14 protein-coding genes and 1 tRNA gene are annotated in these 16249 nt (G+C 63.3%); all 15 read left to right on the forward strand.

The window, feature by feature from the left end:
- Positions 1 to 12: 12 nt before the first annotated feature.
- The 15 genes from EWU68_RS03150 to EWU68_RS03220 all read left to right on the forward strand — a co-directional run bounded on the left by EWU68_RS03150 (position 13) and on the right by EWU68_RS03220 (position 16233).
- On the forward strand, positions 13 to 1359 hold the full coding sequence (locus EWU68_RS03150) for a 3-oxoacyl-ACP reductase (protein ID WP_129314367.1): 1347 nt from the start codon (positions 13 to 15) through the stop codon (positions 1357 to 1359).
- Positions 1359 to 2366, forward strand: coding sequence for a MaoC family dehydratase (locus tag EWU68_RS03155; protein ID WP_129314368.1), 1008 nt, complete (start codon positions 1359 to 1361; stop codon positions 2364 to 2366). The genes EWU68_RS03150 and EWU68_RS03155 overlap by 1 nt, the downstream gene beginning before the upstream one ends.
- A 118-nt stretch (positions 2367 to 2484) precedes the next feature.
- Positions 2485 to 2573 (forward strand) — tRNA-Leu (locus EWU68_RS03160).
- 212 nt (positions 2574 to 2785) lie between these two features.
- A complete protein-coding gene (locus EWU68_RS03165; RefSeq protein ID WP_129314369.1) occupies positions 2786 to 3109 on the forward strand; it encodes a hypothetical protein in 324 nt (107 codons plus the stop codon).
- Positions 3110 to 3220: 111 nt separating this feature from the next.
- A complete protein-coding gene (locus tag EWU68_RS03170) occupies positions 3221 to 4051 on the forward strand; it encodes an undecaprenyl-diphosphate phosphatase (protein WP_129314370.1) in 831 nt (276 codons plus the stop codon).
- A 43-nt stretch (positions 4052 to 4094) separates the two neighbouring features.
- Positions 4095 to 5399 (forward strand): cysteine--1-D-myo-inosityl 2-amino-2-deoxy-alpha-D-glucopyranoside ligase, encoded by a 1305-nt coding sequence (gene mshC / locus EWU68_RS03175; protein ID WP_129314371.1) that lies wholly within the window; start codon positions 4095 to 4097, stop codon positions 5397 to 5399.
- A 6-nt stretch (positions 5400 to 5405) separates the two neighbouring features.
- A complete protein-coding gene (locus tag EWU68_RS03180) occupies positions 5406 to 6518 on the forward strand; it encodes a site-2 protease family protein (protein ID WP_129314372.1) in 1113 nt (370 codons plus the stop codon).
- An 84-nt stretch (positions 6519 to 6602) separates the two neighbouring features.
- Complete coding sequence (locus tag EWU68_RS03185; protein ID WP_129314373.1) at positions 6603 to 7646, forward strand: tRNA (adenine-N1)-methyltransferase; 1044 nt, start codon at positions 6603 to 6605, stop codon at positions 7644 to 7646.
- Positions 7647 to 7714: 68 nt separating this feature from the next.
- Complete coding sequence (gene arc / locus EWU68_RS03190; RefSeq protein ID WP_162421349.1) at positions 7715 to 9382, forward strand: proteasome ATPase; 1668 nt, start codon at positions 7715 to 7717, stop codon at positions 9380 to 9382.
- Positions 9379 to 10965: a depupylase/deamidase Dop gene (gene dop, locus EWU68_RS03195; RefSeq protein WP_238692275.1), complete on the forward strand. Its 1587-nt coding sequence runs from the start codon at positions 9379 to 9381 to the stop codon at positions 10963 to 10965. The genes arc and dop overlap by 4 nt, the downstream gene beginning before the upstream one ends.
- 18 nt (positions 10966 to 10983) lie before the next feature.
- The gene (locus EWU68_RS03200) at positions 10984 to 11184 is read left to right on the forward strand and encodes a ubiquitin-like protein Pup (RefSeq protein WP_129314375.1); all 201 of its coding nucleotides are present in this window, start codon (positions 10984 to 10986) and stop codon (positions 11182 to 11184) included.
- Between the two features lie 5 nt (positions 11185 to 11189).
- A complete protein-coding gene (gene pafA / locus EWU68_RS03205) occupies positions 11190 to 12623 on the forward strand; it encodes a Pup--protein ligase (RefSeq protein ID WP_129314376.1) in 1434 nt (477 codons plus the stop codon).
- 103 nt (positions 12624 to 12726) lie between these two features.
- Positions 12727 to 13734: an FKBP-type peptidyl-prolyl cis-trans isomerase gene (locus tag EWU68_RS03210; RefSeq protein ID WP_129314377.1), complete on the forward strand. Its 1008-nt coding sequence runs from the start codon at positions 12727 to 12729 to the stop codon at positions 13732 to 13734.
- A 34-nt stretch (positions 13735 to 13768) separates the two neighbouring features.
- Positions 13769 to 14170: an FKBP-type peptidyl-prolyl cis-trans isomerase gene (locus tag EWU68_RS03215; protein WP_129314378.1), complete on the forward strand. Its 402-nt coding sequence runs from the start codon at positions 13769 to 13771 to the stop codon at positions 14168 to 14170.
- A 38-nt stretch (positions 14171 to 14208) separates the two neighbouring features.
- Complete coding sequence (locus EWU68_RS03220) at positions 14209 to 16233, forward strand: helix-turn-helix transcriptional regulator (protein WP_129314379.1); 2025 nt, start codon at positions 14209 to 14211, stop codon at positions 16231 to 16233.
- The last annotated feature ends 16 nt before the right edge of the window (positions 16234 to 16249 follow it).

Below are 16249 nucleotides of genomic sequence, written 5' to 3' on the forward strand. Positions count from 1 at the left end.
ATATTGCGACAAATGAAGGACTCATACGCACAGATCGTGAACTCGTCCGTCGGCAAGAAAGTCGCGGGGGCCCTCGGCCTTCCGCAGCCGGTTGAGCTCCGGCGCTATGCACCGGGCCAGGACCTGCTGAACGACCGGAAGGTCCTCGTGGTCGGCGGGCAGAGCGCCGACGGACTCGCCGAAACGCTGCTCGATTGGAACCTCGAGGTCCGGAGACATCCCGAGAGCCGGACACGCTACGGGGCGATCATCGCCGACTTCACCGATGCGGCGACGCCGGCCGATCTCCAGAACGGAGCGTTGGCTGTCGGGGCCGCGCTGAGGAGCTTGGGGACATGCGGGCGAGTGATCGTGCTCGGCCGATCCACGGACCATGAGGACGACGAGTCGTCACCCGAGCTGGTGGCGACCCAGAAAGCGGTCGAGGGGTTCATGAGGTCCCTCGCCCACGAGATGCGCAAGGGATCGACGTGCAACCTGCTGAAGCTCGCCCCCGAGCTCGGCCCGGAGCACGAGAGCGTCCAGGGGCCCTTGAAGTTCCTGCTGTCCGCTCGCTCGGCCTACATCAGCGGCCAACCCTTGTCGGTCGACCCTGCCAAACCGCACACGGTGGAAGCCGACGCGCCGGTGGACGGCAAGGTGGCCGTGGTGACGGGCGCCGCCCGCGGAATTGGTGAAGCCATCGTTCGGCGCCTCCACGACGACGGTGCGGAGCTGATTCTGGTTGATGTCCCGGCGGCGGGCGAGGCGCTCTCGAAGGTTGCCAACAGCGTCAACGGCGTTGCCCTCCAGCTGGACATCACCCAGAAGGACGCAGGATCGAAGATCGCCGAGACGGCCCGCAAGCACTTCGGGCACCTCGACATCGTGATCCACAATGCGGGCATCACCCGGGACAAGATGCTTGCAAATATGGACGAGAACAAGTGGGGGTCGGTCCTCGCGGTCAACCTGGCCTCGCAATTGGCGATGAACCGCCAGCTCTTGGACTCCGGAGCGCTCGGCCCGAATCCCAGGGTCGTCTCCTTGGCGTCGACGAGCGGTATCGCCGGCAACCGCGGACAGACCAATTATGGTGCGTCCAAGGCAGGAATCATCGGAATGGTCTCGGCCATGGCCGTCGACTTCGCGCAAGCGGGAGGAACGGTCAATGCGGTGGCCCCAGGTTTCATCGAGACCGAAATGACCAAGGCCATGCCGACCGTGACCAGAGAGGTCGCTCGGAGGCTCAATTCGCTGCAGCAAGGCGGCAAGCCGGAGGACGTCGCCCAGGCCGTGGGTTTCCTGGCCTCGAACGCCGCGGCGGGAATCAACGGTCAGACCTTGCGTGTCTGCGGTCAATCCATGGTGGGAGCGTAATGAAGATTCCTCGCATACCGATCAAGGGCAGCAGGGGACGCGGCGCCAAGGGCGGATTCGCCGATGCCGTTCGGGACAAGGCCGGACCTGCGGGCATGTACGTGAACATTCTGGGCAAGGAAGCGACCTCCCTCGTCGGCAGGCGCCGAACGGACCGCAAGGGCCCGAGCGACGCCGCCATTCCGAGCCCCGCCTCGTTGCCTCCTGTCGAGCGCCGCATTCGCATTGCCGCGACCGACGACGCCGCATTTCGGAGTGTCGTCGCAGCCAGGGAGGGGGAGTACGCCCACGGTGGGTATCTGCACGCCGTGACGTTCCCGATTGCGATGGAACTGATGTCCAAGAAATCATTCCCGCTCCGTCTTCTGGGCCTGATTCATCTCGAGAACTCGGTGACCCAGCATCGGCCGGTCACGTTGGACACCACGGTCAAGGTCAGGGTCCGAGTCAAGGAATTCGGGAGTCACCGTCGGGGGACCACCGTGCGAATCCTGGCCGAGATCTGGGACAGCAGCGGCGAGCTCGCCTACACGGACGAGTCCCTCTATTTGTCCAAGCAGGCGTCTGGAGGAGCGGAGAAGTCGGATCGCGCGACAGCATCCGGAAATTCTGCTCGAGATCACAGGCCGGATCCCAGAGTCGGACTGACTCTGATCGGCCAGTGGCGGTTGCCCTCGACCACGGGTCGCGCCTATGCCAAGGTTTCGGGTGATGCGAACCCGATTCATCTGAGCAATGCCTCGGCGAAGCTGTTCGGCATGAAGGGCGCCATCGCACACGGTATGTATTGCGCGTCGCGGGCTCTGAGCCAGGTGACGTCCGATCCCTCGGCCCCCTGCGAGTGGACCGTGGAATTCGGCGCGCCCGTGCAGTTGCCCTCGACCGTCAGCATCTGGCGTGATCTGTCCTCCGAATCGTCCGGCACGCGCACGCTATTGCGCGGCGTCGGCCCCAAGAAGAGGAAGAATTTCGAGTTCTCGTGGCAGAGCGCAGGCACCTCCGGCTGACCGGAGGAAACAGGGTGTGACAACTGTCACCTGGCGTGGGCTATTCAGGATTTGCGCAGGCCTGAGGCATCAAGTAAGTTATTACTCGTTGCCCGGAAGCAAGCTTCCGAGATCACCTGCGCGGGTGGCGGAATAGGCAGACGCGCTAGCTTGAGGTGCTAGTCCTCGTATTAGAGGGTGGGGGTTCAAGTCCCCCCTCGCGCACCACGGAACCGGTTCGTCGTTCAACTCTCATGGTTGAACGGCGAACCGGTTTTTTCGTTGTTCGAGCGTGTTCCGACGTCGCATGCTCCATCGACAGGCTCCCTCGTGCTGGCAGTGGGACCGGTGGCCGAGCTCGTGACCGGGTGCGATGTGACCAATCCACGCCCTTCCAAGGCGGTGTTTCCCCGAGGGGGAAAGTCGGATAGTTTAGAGGCATGACTACCGATCCGCGCGTCGCGCTCAACTCGCTCATCCAGGCCTTCGAAGAACATCTGACTGCCCTGGCCGCCAAGCGCGGCGAGCAGGACACGGCCGTCGAGAATGCCTACTTGGGCATTGCGGACGCGTTCGAGGTCTACGAGGACGCCATCTACGTCGCCTACAACGAGGTCACACCCCTCGAAGTCTTCGTCGAGGACGAGGATGAGGACGACGAGGATGAGGACGAGTTCGATGAGGACTACGAGGACCTCGACGAGAACGAGGACGACGACCTCGACGAAGACCTGGACGATATCGAGGCGGAAGACCTCAAATAGCGTTTTCGCACGTGGGAGCCGCCTGAACGGAATCGGCAAACTGGCTGTAACTTCACCCACAGCCGGCAATGACTGACACGGTAGCCACCGCCTTTTGGGTAAAGTCGAACCGTGGCATGGTTTCAAGCAATTATTCTCGGCCTTGTTCAAGGCCTGACAGAGTTCATCCCGATTTCGTCATCGGCGCACATCAGCATCGTGGGGCAACTCCTGCCGAATGATCAGGACCCCGGATCGGCCTTCACGGCGGTGACCCAACTGGGCACCGAATTGGCGGTCCTGCTGTTCTTCTGGCGTGACATCGTGCGCATCATCTCGAGATGGTTCGGTTCCCTGTTCGGAAGGGTGGACAAGTCCGATCCGGACGCCAGGATGGGCTGGTTCATCATCATCGGTTCGATCCCGATCGGAGTCCTGGGTCTGCTTCTGCAGGACTACATCGACACCGAATTCCGGAGCCTCTGGATCACGGCGACGATGCTCATCGTCTTCGGCGTGTTCCTCGCGATTGCGGATCGGATCGGTCGGGAACAACTGGAGACCAAGGATCTGACGGTCAAGCACGGCATCTTCTACGGCCTCGGTCAGGCACTGGCTCTGATCCCTGGGGTGTCCCGCTCGGGCGGAACGATCATGACCGGCCTGTTCATGGGATACACCCGTGAAGCCGCTACCCGGTACTCCTTCCTCCTCGCTATTCCAGCCGTCTTTCTGTCCGGCCTCTACAAGTTGGCCACGTCGCTGACCGATGGCTTCGACGATTACTACTCCGTGGGTCCGACTCTTCTCGCCACCGTTATCGCCTTCGTCGTCGGCTACGTGATGATTGGGTGGTTGCTCAAGTTCATCTCGAACCACAGCTACAACATCTTCGTCTGGTACCGGATTGTCCTCGGCGCCGTCGTCTTCGCGCTGTTGGGCACGGGAGTGCTCTCCGCCTGATTCCGCCCCGCAACGCTGCACACGTCTTCACTGAAAGGTACATATGCGCGCCTGGTCCGCCCCCGAAATTCCAGCGCTCCACGACAGAGCCCCCGTACCGTCGATCTTCGACTCCCGCCTCAACGAAATCGTCGGACTTCCCCGGGACACCGACTCGGCAAGGCTCTATGTTTGCGGGATCACACCTTACGACGCGACCCACATGGGTCACGCGGCCACGTACGTGGCTTTCGACCTTCTGAACCGTGCGTGGCGCGATGCGGGGTACCAGGTCACCTTCGTCCAGAACGTGACCGACGTCGACGACCCCTTGATTGAGCGGGCAGAACAAACCGGTGTCGACTGGAAAGCTTTGGCCGAGGACCAGACGGATTTGTTCAGGGCGGACATGGAAGCGCTGTCCGTGATTCCTCCGGAGCACTACATCGGAGCGACCGAGTCCGTCGACTGGATCGTCCCGTGGGTCGAACAAATGGTCGACGACGGCTTGGCCTATCGGGCGGAAGGGTACGTGGACGCTGAGGGAACCGAGCATCCTGCCGGGGATGTCTACTTCAGCGTTCGCAAGGCAGCAGACACGCACAACGACCCCGCTCGCTGGTATCTGGGGTACGTGTCCAATTATTCGGAGTCCGACATGGCCCCGTTGTTTGCCGAGCGCGGGGGAGACCCTGACCGTCCTGGCAAGCACGATCCTTTCGATGCCCTCTTGTGGAGAGCTCACCGCGAGGGGGAGCCCGAATGGGACGGCGGCTCTCTCGGACCCGGGAGGCCCGGCTGGCACATCGAGTGCACCGTGATCGCCGAGAAATACCTGGGTATGCCCTACACCGTGCAGGGCGGGGGCAACGATCTTCGCTTCCCGCACCACGAGATGGGTGCAGGGCACGCCTTCGCGATGACCGGCGAGCTCATGGCCGAACACTATGCTCATACGGGAATGGTCGGGCTCGACGGCGAGAAGATGAGCAAGTCCAAAGGCAACTTGGTGCTCGTTTCCTCCCTGCGTCAGCAGGGCATCGACCCGGCGGCCATCAGGTTGGCGATCCTGTCCAACCATTATCGGGCCGACTGGTCGTGGAGCGAGGCCTTGCTCGGGGAGGCCACCGAGAAGCTCGCCCGGTGGAGGGAAGCGCTTCGGCAGGAACCGACGGAACCCGAGCCGGACACGTCACCGAGCGATCGTTTGGTCTCGGATGTCCGTGACGCACTGGCGGACGACCTCGACGCGCCCTCCGCGGTCCGAGCCATTGACGGGTGGGCCTCGGCCGCCCTGTCCGGGGAACCGGCAGGCAGCAGGGACGACGTCGCCGCCCTCATCACTGCCCGCCTGGGCATTGCGGTGTGATGACTCATGACTTCGGCTGACGGGCTCTCCCTCGGGCGCATCGCGGGCATTCCCGTGCGGCTCTCGCGGTCATGGTTCCTTCTGACTCTTCTGATCGTTTTCGGCTACGGCAGTTTCCTCTCGTCCAGATTCCCGTGGCTGGGGCCGGGTGCCTACGGAGCTGCACTGGTTTTTGCCGTGTTGCTTGCGGTCTCTGTCCTGATCCACGAGCTGAGCCACGGTCTCTCCGCGAAAGCGTTCGGGTGGTCGGTGGCCGGCATCAATCTGACCCTGATGGGAGGTCATACGACCTTCCCCTCGGGCCGCGCCAGCGCGGGCCGCTCGGCGCTGGTCTCGCTGGCTGGTCCGGTTTCGAACCTGGTTCTGGCCGCGATCGGGTGGGCGGTACTTGCCTGGGCCGACGTCGGGGGATGGCCGGCCCTGGTGCTGTACCTGTTGACGACGTCGAACGGTTTCGTCGGCATTTTCAATCTGCTGCCCGGCATCCCACTGGACGGAGGCTACGTTGTGGAAGCCCTCGTCTGGAAGGTCACGGGGTCACGGGATGCGGGGACGCGCGCAGCCGCCGTTCTGGGATTCGTTGCTTCGGCGGGCCTCCTGGTCTGGCTCGTGGCATCAGGCGCGTGGCACAGCCTGGGAATGATCGTCCTGACGGTCATGGTCGCCTTCATCATCCTGTCCGGTTCCCTTCAGGCGTATCGGAACATCGCCATGCGCAAGGCCGTGGGGACCCTCTCCGTGGCGGGACTGGCCAGGCCGACGGTTCCCGTCGACCGGATGCAGCCCCTGAGCGATTTCCCGTCCCTCCCGGATCCTCGGGCCGTGTTCGTCGTCACCGGAACGGACGGCAAGGGACTCGGTGTCGTGGATGGCCAGGCCATGATGGCCGCGGATGCGGCGGGTGACCTGTCTGCGACCGCGGAATCCCTCATGGTCTCCGTCGCGTGGGACAACCCGGTTCCGGGCAACCTGAAGGGACAGGCGCTCGTCTCCCAGATCGCCCGCCTCCCCGGGCGCATTTGGCCCGTAGCATCCTGGCAAGGACGCGGTTCGGTCCTGTTCGAGACCGACGTCATCGACGCCGTCAAACGCGGTCAGTCCGATCGAAACCACCCGTAGTCGCTGGCGGGGCGAGGTCGGCGACGATACCTCGTGAGACAATAGGCGACGATCCTCAAGCCCTACACCAGGAGATCCACTTCCATGGCCTCAGACACCTCGGCATCCCACGACGAAACGGCGACCGGCGCCCACAACCGGCGCGGTCCTTTCCGATCGGGAGACCGTGTCCAGCTGACGGACGAGCGCCGCCGAATGAATACGATCACGCTGGAAGAGGGCGGGGAATTCCACACCCACCGCGGTGTCCTGGTGCACGATGATCTCATCGGTCAGCCCGAGGGCACGGTGATCACCAATTCGGTGGGCGTCCAGTACCAGGCGTTGAGGCCCCTGCTGAAAGACTTTGTTCTCTCGATGCCTCGGGGCGCCGCGGTCGTGTACCCCAAGGACGCGGGCCAGATCATCACCATGGCCGACATCTTCCCTGGGGCCCGCGTCATCGAAGCCGGGGTCGGATCCGGCGCGCTCAGCATTTCGCTGCTCCGCGCGATCGGCGACACGGGTCACCTGCGGTCCTTCGAACGTCGCGAAGAATTCGCTGAGATCGCCCAGGGAAACGTTGAAACCATGTTCGGAGGACCCCACCCGGCCTGGAACCTCACTCTGGGGGACCTCGCCGAGCAACTGGGGGAATATGAGGCCCCGGGCACGGTCGACCGGGCGGTCCTGGACATGTTGGCCCCCTGGGAATGCGTCTCGGCGGTGGCCACCGCGCTCGTTCCCGGCGGCGTCGTCATCTGCTACGTCGCCACGGTGACCCAGCTGTCCCGGGTGGCAGAGGCCTTGCGGGCTGACGGAAGGTTCACCGAACCGGAGTCCTTCGAGACCATGGTCCGTGGGTGGCACGTCGAAGGCCTTGCGGTTCGCCCCGATCACCGAATGGTTGCGCACACCGGCTTCCTCATCTCCGCACGGAGGCTCGCGGACGGATCGGGGCGGCTTGCTCCGAAACGACGGGCGTCGAAGACGGAATTCACCGAGGAGGACATGAACGCCTGGACTCCCATGGCATTGGGTGAGAGAAATGTTTCCGATCGAAAATTGCGGCGGGCTGCGCGAGATGCTCGCAAGCTTGCCGATCGCGCCGCGTACCAAGGCCACGATGCGGACCCGAGTGGAGACTAGCCTGCCCTCAGTGCCATGCTTGATGCATGGCCCAGTCTGACTCCACAGTGAACCAACGAGATTTCGAGATGACCCAGCGACAGGTGAACACGTTGCGCGACCAGCGCGCGGAGCTGAACCGCCGCCTCAAGGACACCACGGAGCGCAACGAGAAGCTCGTTCGTGCGCTGGAAAACGCCAGGGGAGACATCCAGCGCCTGAAGCAGGTCATCGCCCAGGATCTCGAGGCGCCCATGAACCAGGCCAAGGTGGTGAGCGTCAACCGCAGAAACCTCTCCGCGGCGTCGATGGCGGAAGACGCTCCTCCGCTGATCGCCACGCAGGAGAGTCTCGACGTCGTGATGGGTGGACGTCGCGTCCGGGTCCCGGTGAGCCCGGTTCTGGACATTGAGGACGTCCAGGTGGGTATGACCGTGCTGTTGACCGAAACCGTGGGCGCCTGCGCCTGTGTGGGTTTTCAGCAGACCGGCGACATCGCGACAGTCCGCGAACTCCTGGGACACGAACGGCTCGTCCTGGGGACGGGGTCGAATACGCAGGTCGTCGTTCTGCGATCCGGCCAACTGGCCCACCAGGAGATCAGAGTCGGCGACGCCGTCGCCTACGACCCCTCCAGCGGAGTCGCCCTGAGCATGGTTCCCAAGACGGACGCCGAGGATCTGGTGCTGGAGGAAACTCCGGACGTGTCCTACGAGAATATCGGCGGTCTCTCGTCCCAGATCGAGCAGATTCGTGACGCCGTCGAATTGCCCTTCCTTCATCCGGACCTCTACCGCGAATATGATCTCAAGCCGCCCAAGGGCATTCTGCTGTACGGGCCGCCAGGAAACGGCAAGACCATGATCGCCAAGGCCGTGGCCAAGGCCCTGGCAGATCGCATGACCGGGCAGAAGCCTGACGGGACGCTCCGCGGATACTTCTTGAACATCAAGGGGCCGGAACTGCTGGACAAGTTCGTGGGCGAAACCGAACGGCAGATTCGCGCCATCTTCTCCCGCGCCAGGGACAAGGCCACGGCGGGCAATCCGGTGGTCATCTTCTTCGACGAAATGGAATCCCTGTTCCGCACGCGGGGTGCGGGGAAGTCCTCGGACGTGGAGACGACGATCGTTCCGCAGCTCCTGGCCGAGATCGACGGAGTCGAGTCGTTGGACAACGTAATCGTGATCGGCGCGACGAACCGTGAGGACATGATCGATCCCGCCGTCCTGCGCCCCGGTCGCCTGGACGTCAAGGTCCGCGTGGACCGCCCGGACTACCAGGGCACGGCCGAAATTTTCGGCCTCTACGTTCATCCCGGACTCCCTCTCGAGGAACAGGAGCTGGCCCGCCACGCGGGCGACAGGGACGCGACGGTCTCGCGTTTGATCCATGAAGTCGTGGCCGAGATCTTCTCGAGGGACGAGGACCGGCGCTACCTGGATGCCGTGCTTGCCGACGGCCGCCGTATCACCACATACTGGTCGGACTTCCTGTCCGGAGCGCTGATCCGGAACATCGTCGATCGTGCCAAGAAACTCGCGATCAAGGACTACCTGGACCACGGGCGCCGGGGCCTGAGCCTCGAGCATCTGAGGACCAGTGCCCGCGACGAATTCGAGCAGCAGCGTGACTCCGCATCCCGTGGAGACATCGAGGACTGGCTGAACTACATCGGATATTCGGTCCCGCTGACGGGCATCGAACCGCCCGAAAGCGGTACACGCGCTCGGGAGGACGAGAGGGCGGCGTCGTGATTTTCGAGCGCATCATGGGCACCGAAACCGAATACGGCGTCGTGTGCCCGTCCAAGCCATCGGCTCACGAGACGGTCCTCTCGACTCTCGTGGTCGATAGCTATGAGGACGCCGCGGCGGAAGCCGGATGGGACTACGAATCGGAGACCCCACTGGAGGATGCCCGGGGCTACAGCATGGGCGCCGCAGAAGCCCACCCGAGCCAGCTCACCCACCAGGGACATGTGTTGACCAGCGAGGACGTCGCGCGGGAGCTCTACGAGGAATCCCCGGACATGCTCAGCCCAGCGTTCTGGGACAGGGCGGTCATGAACCGTGTCCTCCCCAACGGTGCCCGGTTGTACGTCGACCATGCGCATCCGGAGTATTCGGCTCCCGAGACCACCGACCCGTGGGCGGCGACCGCCTGGGATCTCGCGGGAGACCGCATCGCGGCAGCGGCTGCGGCGTCGGTGACGGACCGATACGGTTCGAGCTGGCCGGAACCCATCAACCTGTACAAGAACAACACCGACAACAAGTCCGTCTCCTACGGTGCCCACGAGAACTATCTCGTCCCGCGCAGCCAAGACTTCCAGAGTCTCGCCAGGGACTTCATCCCGTACCTGGCCACACGCCAGGTCATCGCTGGTGCGGGCCGTGCCGGTATCGGCGCGGACGGAGTGCGGCCCGGCTTCCAAATCAGTCAGCGTGCGGATTTCTTCGAACGGGAGATCGGTCTCGAGACAACGATTCGCCGGCCCATCGTCAATACCCGGGACGAGCCGCACGCGGATTCCGACAAGTACCGCCGTCTGCACGTCATCACCGGGGATTCCAACCTCGCGCACACCTCCGTCCTTCTGAAGCTCGCGAGTGCGGCCGCGGTGCTCACACTCATCGAACACGGTTGCGCACCTGACCTCCGACTCGCCCGGCCGGTTGAAGCAATGCGTATTGTCAGTCATGATCCCGACCTCCGGGCGACGCTCGAACTGCAGGACGGACGTCGCATGACCGCGGTCCAGATGCAGCGCTCCTACGCGGAAGCCGCTCAGGACCTCGCCGACCGCGAAGGGTGGGACTCGGAGTCGAGCCGCAAGACCTTCGGAATATGGTTCGAGGTGCTCGAAGGGTTGGAGAAGGACCCCCTCTCACTCGCCGACCGTTTGGATTGGGTCGCGAAATATTCTCTGATTCGCCAGTACGAGGCGCGCGGCATCGGCGTCGATCATCCGAAGATCCAGGCGCTCGACCTCCAGTATTCGGATCTGCGTCCGGAGAAGAGTCTCTACACCAAGCTGGAATCGCTCGGACGGATCAGAAGACTGATCGAACCGGAGCGGATCGACGCCGCCGTCTCGACGCCGCCGGAAAACACTCGCGCGTATCTGAGAGGAAAACTGATCGGCCGCTGGCCCCAGGAGGTCGTATCGGCCGGCTGGGAGGTCCTGTCCGTCAAGGACCCGAGCACGGACAGAACCCACCGATGGCTCATGGACGAGCCAACGAACTGCACCAGCGAGCAGGTTCAGCACGTGCTCGAATCGAGCAACAACGCGCATCAGGCGCTGAGCCGCATCGGTCTCCGAAGAATCCCCTGATCAGAAAGGACCACAGACATGGCACAATTTCGTGAATCCTCGCAAGACCGTCAGCAGAACCAGGCACGTGAGGAGGACCAGGAACTGATCGGCGCCCAGCAGCCGGTCGATCAGGGTCTCGTCAACGACACCGACGACATCCTCGACGAGATCGACAGCGTCCTGGAGGAGAACGCCGAGGACTACGTGCGCGGTTTCGTCCAGAAGGGCGGCCAGTAGGCCCCATGGAGCAACGAATCTTCGGTATCGAAACCGAATTCGGTATCCGGTACTCAATGACCGGAATGGGGCAGCTCGGCCCGGAGGAGGCTGCGCGCAAGCTGTTTCGCCCCGTCGTCGAGTGGGGGCGGTCCTCCAACGTGTTCCTGGAAAATGGCTCGCGTCTCTACCTTGATGTCGGGTCCCATCCGGAATATGCGACCGCTGAGTGTGCGGATCTGACTGATCTCGTCCGCCAGGACAAAGCAGGGGAGCGGCTCTTCGAAAAGCTCGCAGACCAGGCCGAGGAAGCCCTCAACCGGCAGGGGCTGGAGGGCAAGCTGTATCTGTTCAAGAACAACGCGGATTCGGCCGGCAACTCCTTCGGATCCCACGAGAACTATTTGCTCTCACGCAAGGCCGAATTCTCCAGGCTCGTGCGGTTCCTGGTTCCGTTCCTGGTGAGCCGACAGTTGGTTGTCGGTGCGGGCCGTGTCCATCCGTCGGGTCCTCCCCAGATCAACGGCGCGCCGGAAAGCGGACAACCTTCCTATTCCTTCTCCCAGAGGGCGGACTATGTGTGGGAGGCGGCTTCCTCTGCCACCACGCGATCACGACCGCTCATCAACACGCGGGACGAACCGCATGCCGATGCTGCGCAGTATAGGCGCCTTCACGTGATCGTGGGGGACTCGAACATGTCGGAGACGACCACCTTGGCCCGAGCCGGGATGACCGACCTCATCCTGAGAATGATCGAGGACCGGCAGGGTCTGGACGATCTCGAGCTGGCGAACACCGGTCAAGCGCTCCGAACCTTGTCCCACGACCTGACCGGGCGGACCACCGTCGAGTTGAAGGATGGCCGGAAGATGTCCGGCCTCGACCTGCAGAGGCTGTATCTCGACGCTGCGGTTTCCTACACGGATCAGCAGGGGGCACCTCGCCCGGAGACCGAATACGTCCTGGACCTCTGGGGTCGCACCCTGGACGCGATCGAAACGCAGGACACCTCGGCGATTGATACCGAAATCGACTGGGCCATCAAGAAAAAGCTCCTGGACCGAACCGCAGAGAAGCTCGACGCCGACTATTCTCACCCACGCATCGCACAAGTGGATCTCGCCTACCACGACATCAAGCAGAACCGAGGAGTGTTCTACCTGTTGCAGGCCAAGGGGTTGGCCCGCCGCTGGGTCAGTGAGGAGTCCGTGACCAGGGCGGAGACCGTACCTCCGGAGACCAGGGCTGCTCTTCGCGGGCGGTTCATCGCAGCGGCCCGTGCCGCGGGTCTGGATTACACGGTCGATTGGGTGCATTTCAAGATCAATCAGCAGATTGCGCTGTCTCACTCATGCCAGGATCCCTTCGCGACGGAGGACGCCGAGGTGGAAAAATCGATCCGTGCAATGCAGGACGCGACGCGCCGGGATCAACGGGCCATGCCGCCGTTGATCTGACCGGCCTCTTCGGCTGTGGCTCAGGTGTAATACAGTCATTCAGGGCGGTGGCACGTCACTCACGAGCTCTCACCGCTCACTCACGACGACGAGGAAACCAACAGTGCGCAAATCTCTCAAACTTTCTGCCGCCGCAATCGCTCTCACCCTCGCTCTGGCAGGGTGCGGCGGCAGCAACGATCTCGAATCCGTGGACTTCAAGGATCAGGGCAAAGGCAAGGCCCCCTCGGTGTCCTTCGACACCCCCCTGTCCGTCAAGGACGAAGACAGCCGTGTCCTGGACGAGGGCGACGGCGAGGACGTCAAGGAAGGCGACACGGTGCTCGTGGACGCGGCCGTCTTCAGCGGTGCGGACCAGAAGAGCCAGGGCGATACCTATTCCGGCTCTCCGATCACGATCACCGTCAACGACCAGCTCAAGGAAAAGCTTCCCAAGGTCTACGACATCCTGAAGGACACCAAGGTCGGAACCAGCTTCGCCTATGCCAAGAAACCCGAAGACAACTCATCCCAGGGTTCGTCGGGTGGTTCCGACGACAAGGATGCGAGCGCCGTGGAGATCTACACCGTCTCCAAGAAGCTCAAGAAGTCAGCCGAAGGTTCCGAGGTCCCACCCCAGGAGGGCCTCCCCAAGGTCACGATGAAGGACAGCGGCCCGGAGATCTCGATCCCCGAGGGCCAGGAAGAGCCGAAGAGCGTCACCGCGCAGAACCTCATCGACGGCAGCGGAGACGAGGTCAAGGACGGCGAGAAGGTCTACGTCAAGTACTCGGGCGTGACCTGGTCCGACGGCAAGCAGTTCGATTCGAACTGGACCAAGGACCCCACTGGCTTCCCGCTGGACCAGGTCATCAAGGGGTGGGGCGAAGGTCTCAAGGGCAAGAAGGTCGGCGACCGAGTCCTCCTCGAAGTTCCCACCGACAAGGCCTACGGCAGCAAGGAACAGCTCGGTTCCGAGTCCCAGCAGCCGGCCGGTCCGCTGGTCTTCGTGATCGACATCCTGGGGACCTCCAAGGCGGATCCGCCGGAGGATTCCCAGGGCGGCTCCGGCATGCAACAGGGCGGCCAACAGGGCGGTGCCCAACAAGGCGCGCAACAGGGCGCCCAGTAGCAGCGATTCACGATCCATTTCTGAAAGGAACCCCATGTCATTCGGACAGCGCAATCTCGACCGCACCAAACCCGAGATCGATTTTCCTGAAGGACCTGTGCCCGAGTCGCTGCGCGTGACCGACCTGATCGAGGGATCAGGCCGGGCGGTGGAGCGCGGAGACCAGGTCACGTGCCATTACGTCGGAGTGACATTCGACGGCGGCGAAGAATTCGACGCGTCGTGGAACCGGGGAGAGCCGCTGGCGTTCCGGGCCGGCGTCGGACAGGTCATCCAGGGTTGGGACGAAGGTCTGATCGGAATGAAGGTTGGTGGGCGCCGCCGATTGGAGATTCCGTCCGAGCTCGCATACGGCAAGCGCGGCGCCGGGAACGTGATTGGCCCGGATCAGGCCCTCGTATTCGTGGTCGACCTCGTCGAGGCCCGCTCATCGTGAACTCGAAGTCAGCAGACCCTCAAAGTTAGGCCGATCCTGTGCCCGTCAAGGTTCCCGAGCGCTTGTTCGCGCTGTACGGTTTCATGCTTTCCCACGAGCGGCCGGTTCCGAGGCAGAGGATCCGGGACAGCATCGACGCGTACCGGAGCATCGGTTCGGACTCGGCCTTCGAGCGAACCTTCGAGCGAGACAAGGCTGCCCTGCGACATCTGGGCATGAAGATTGCGGCCATCCAGGATTATGGCGAGACCCTGTATCGGATCGAGCGGGAGAATCTGTGGCTCGGTCGCGAGGAATTCACCCCGGCGGAGAGGCTGACGCTCGGAATTGCGGCACGCCTGTGGTCCGATCCCAATTATGCGAACGACGCCGAGCGGGCCGTCCGGCGGCTCGGCTACGGTGAACAGGATGCTGACGGCGCCGTTGCGCTGACGCACGTGACACCGCGCCTCAGCGGAGGCGGGGGACATCTCGAAACGATTCTCGGGGCGCTGGCGCACGGCTCCGAGGTTTCCTTCTCCTACAGGTCCGCCCATTCCCTGGACACATCACGACGCCGCTTTCGCCCGTGGGGCGTAGGTCAGCGATTCGACCATTGGTATGTCAGCGGGTGGGACGCCGATCGGCAGGCTCTGCGCAACTTCCGTCTGTCGCGAATGACGTCCATGTCGGTGCGCGAATCGAGCCTTCCCGGAGCGCCCGAGGACTTCTCGATGCAGTCCGTGTTGGAGGGCATTTCGGAATCGCCCGCGCCGGAGGTCGTCCTCCGTTGCACGGTGGGTGCAGCCCCCGTGGTCCTGGACTGGTCGGAATCGGGTACGGGATTGCGGCTCCAAGAAGCTTTCCCGGAGACCGACTCCGTGACGCGAATCGTTGAAGCTGCTGTCGATGTTCCGGATGTCCTCGAATTCGTTCGTTGCCTGGCCGAGTTGGGTTCCGGAGTCGAGTTCAGCGTCCCCGAGGGGCAGGAGCTCGATGAGGACTCCGTTCGTCGCGAGGTGGATCGCACCATACAGAGGGCGATCGACCTCCAGGGGCGCGTTTCCGCGGCCGTCACCGACCGGGATACCGAGATCATCGAGCCCAAGCGTGGCAGGAACAGAGAGTCCAACGACCGTCGATTTGTGCGACTCGTGGATCTGGCGTCTTACGTGGGAAGCAACCCGGGGTGCGCAATCCGGGACATCTCTCGGCATCTACATGTCAGTGCGGCCCAGGTCAGGCAGGATATCGACGCCCTTGCCAACGCGAGCGACGAGATTCTCGGCGGAGCGTATCTGCGGGTGACGGCGTACGACGACGAAGTCTTCGTCGAACTTCCCGAGGAGCTCGGGCGTGCACTGAACTTGGCGCCGGACCAGACGATCCGACTATTGCTGGCAATCCAACTGCTGGGCCAGGTTTCCCCGGACCACGCGCGCACCGTTGAAGAGATCTCCCGAAAACTCGTCAGTGGCGCCAACGGCGCGGGCGTGTCCTCCGACCAGCTGTCGATTCGCTTGGAACCACAGATCGCGAAAACCGTGGATGCCCTGCGAGCAGCTGCCGATAGCGGACGGATGGTCGAGATCGATTACCGCTCGCGTGGCCAGACGGCCCCCAGCGAACGACGGGTGAGACCCCACGACGTCTATTCACGAGGAAATACCTGGTACCTCGAGGCGGAAAGTCCTGCTCATGCAGAGATCAGGACCTATCGGATTGAGGCGATTCGTGGTCTTCGGGTGGTCGAGGCCGCTGAGGACGACGTCGTCCCGGCGCAACGGGAGTCTCGCCCTGAGCCCGCTCGAACTCTCGTGTGGGTCGCCGCCGATGCCGAGCCTCTGGCGGAAGTCTTGGGGGGAGAGATCCTCGGTCACGCGGACGTTCCGGGCTCGGCGGACGACGGCGAAACGCCGCAATCCGGACTCGTGATCGAGATCGATGTCATCGACTGGTTCAGCCTGTACCGATTGATGCTCCATCATGCCGGGTCCATGGCATTGTGGAGGGCGCGTCCCTGGACAACGCAGTGGTACGAATCCGCGAAGGCGCGGGGGATCGATGTCGCCGGGTCCTGGTGACCAGTTCAACCCTGCC

Source organism: Rothia koreensis (assembly GCF_004136575.1).
GTDB classification, from domain to species: Bacteria; Actinomycetota; Actinomycetes; order Actinomycetales; family Micrococcaceae; genus Rothia; species Rothia koreensis.

Bases quoted from the DNA above. Each gene is read 5' to 3' on its own strand.
- EWU68_RS03150 (WP_129314367.1), top strand. From the start codon at position 13: ATGAAGGACTCATACGCACAGATCGTGAACTCGTCCGTCGGCAAGAAA.
- EWU68_RS03155 (WP_129314368.1), top strand. From the start codon at position 1,359: ATGAAGATTCCTCGCATACCGATCAAGGGCAGCAGGGGACGCGGCGCC.
- EWU68_RS03165 (WP_129314369.1), top strand. From the start codon at position 2,786: ATGACTACCGATCCGCGCGTCGCGCTCAACTCGCTCATCCAGGCCTTC.
- mshC (WP_129314371.1), top strand. From the start codon at position 4,095: ATGCGCGCCTGGTCCGCCCCCGAAATTCCAGCGCTCCACGACAGAGCC.
- EWU68_RS03180 (WP_129314372.1), top strand. From the start codon at position 5,406: ATGACTTCGGCTGACGGGCTCTCCCTCGGGCGCATCGCGGGCATTCCC.
- EWU68_RS03185 (WP_129314373.1), top strand. From the start codon at position 6,603: ATGGCCTCAGACACCTCGGCATCCCACGACGAAACGGCGACCGGCGCC.
- arc (WP_162421349.1), top strand. From the start codon at position 7,715: ATGACCCAGCGACAGGTGAACACGTTGCGCGACCAGCGCGCGGAGCTG.
- EWU68_RS03200 (WP_129314375.1), top strand. From the start codon at position 10,984: ATGGCACAATTTCGTGAATCCTCGCAAGACCGTCAGCAGAACCAGGCA.
- pafA (WP_129314376.1), top strand. From the start codon at position 11,190: ATGGAGCAACGAATCTTCGGTATCGAAACCGAATTCGGTATCCGGTAC.
- EWU68_RS03215 (WP_129314378.1), top strand. From the start codon at position 13,769: ATGTCATTCGGACAGCGCAATCTCGACCGCACCAAACCCGAGATCGAT.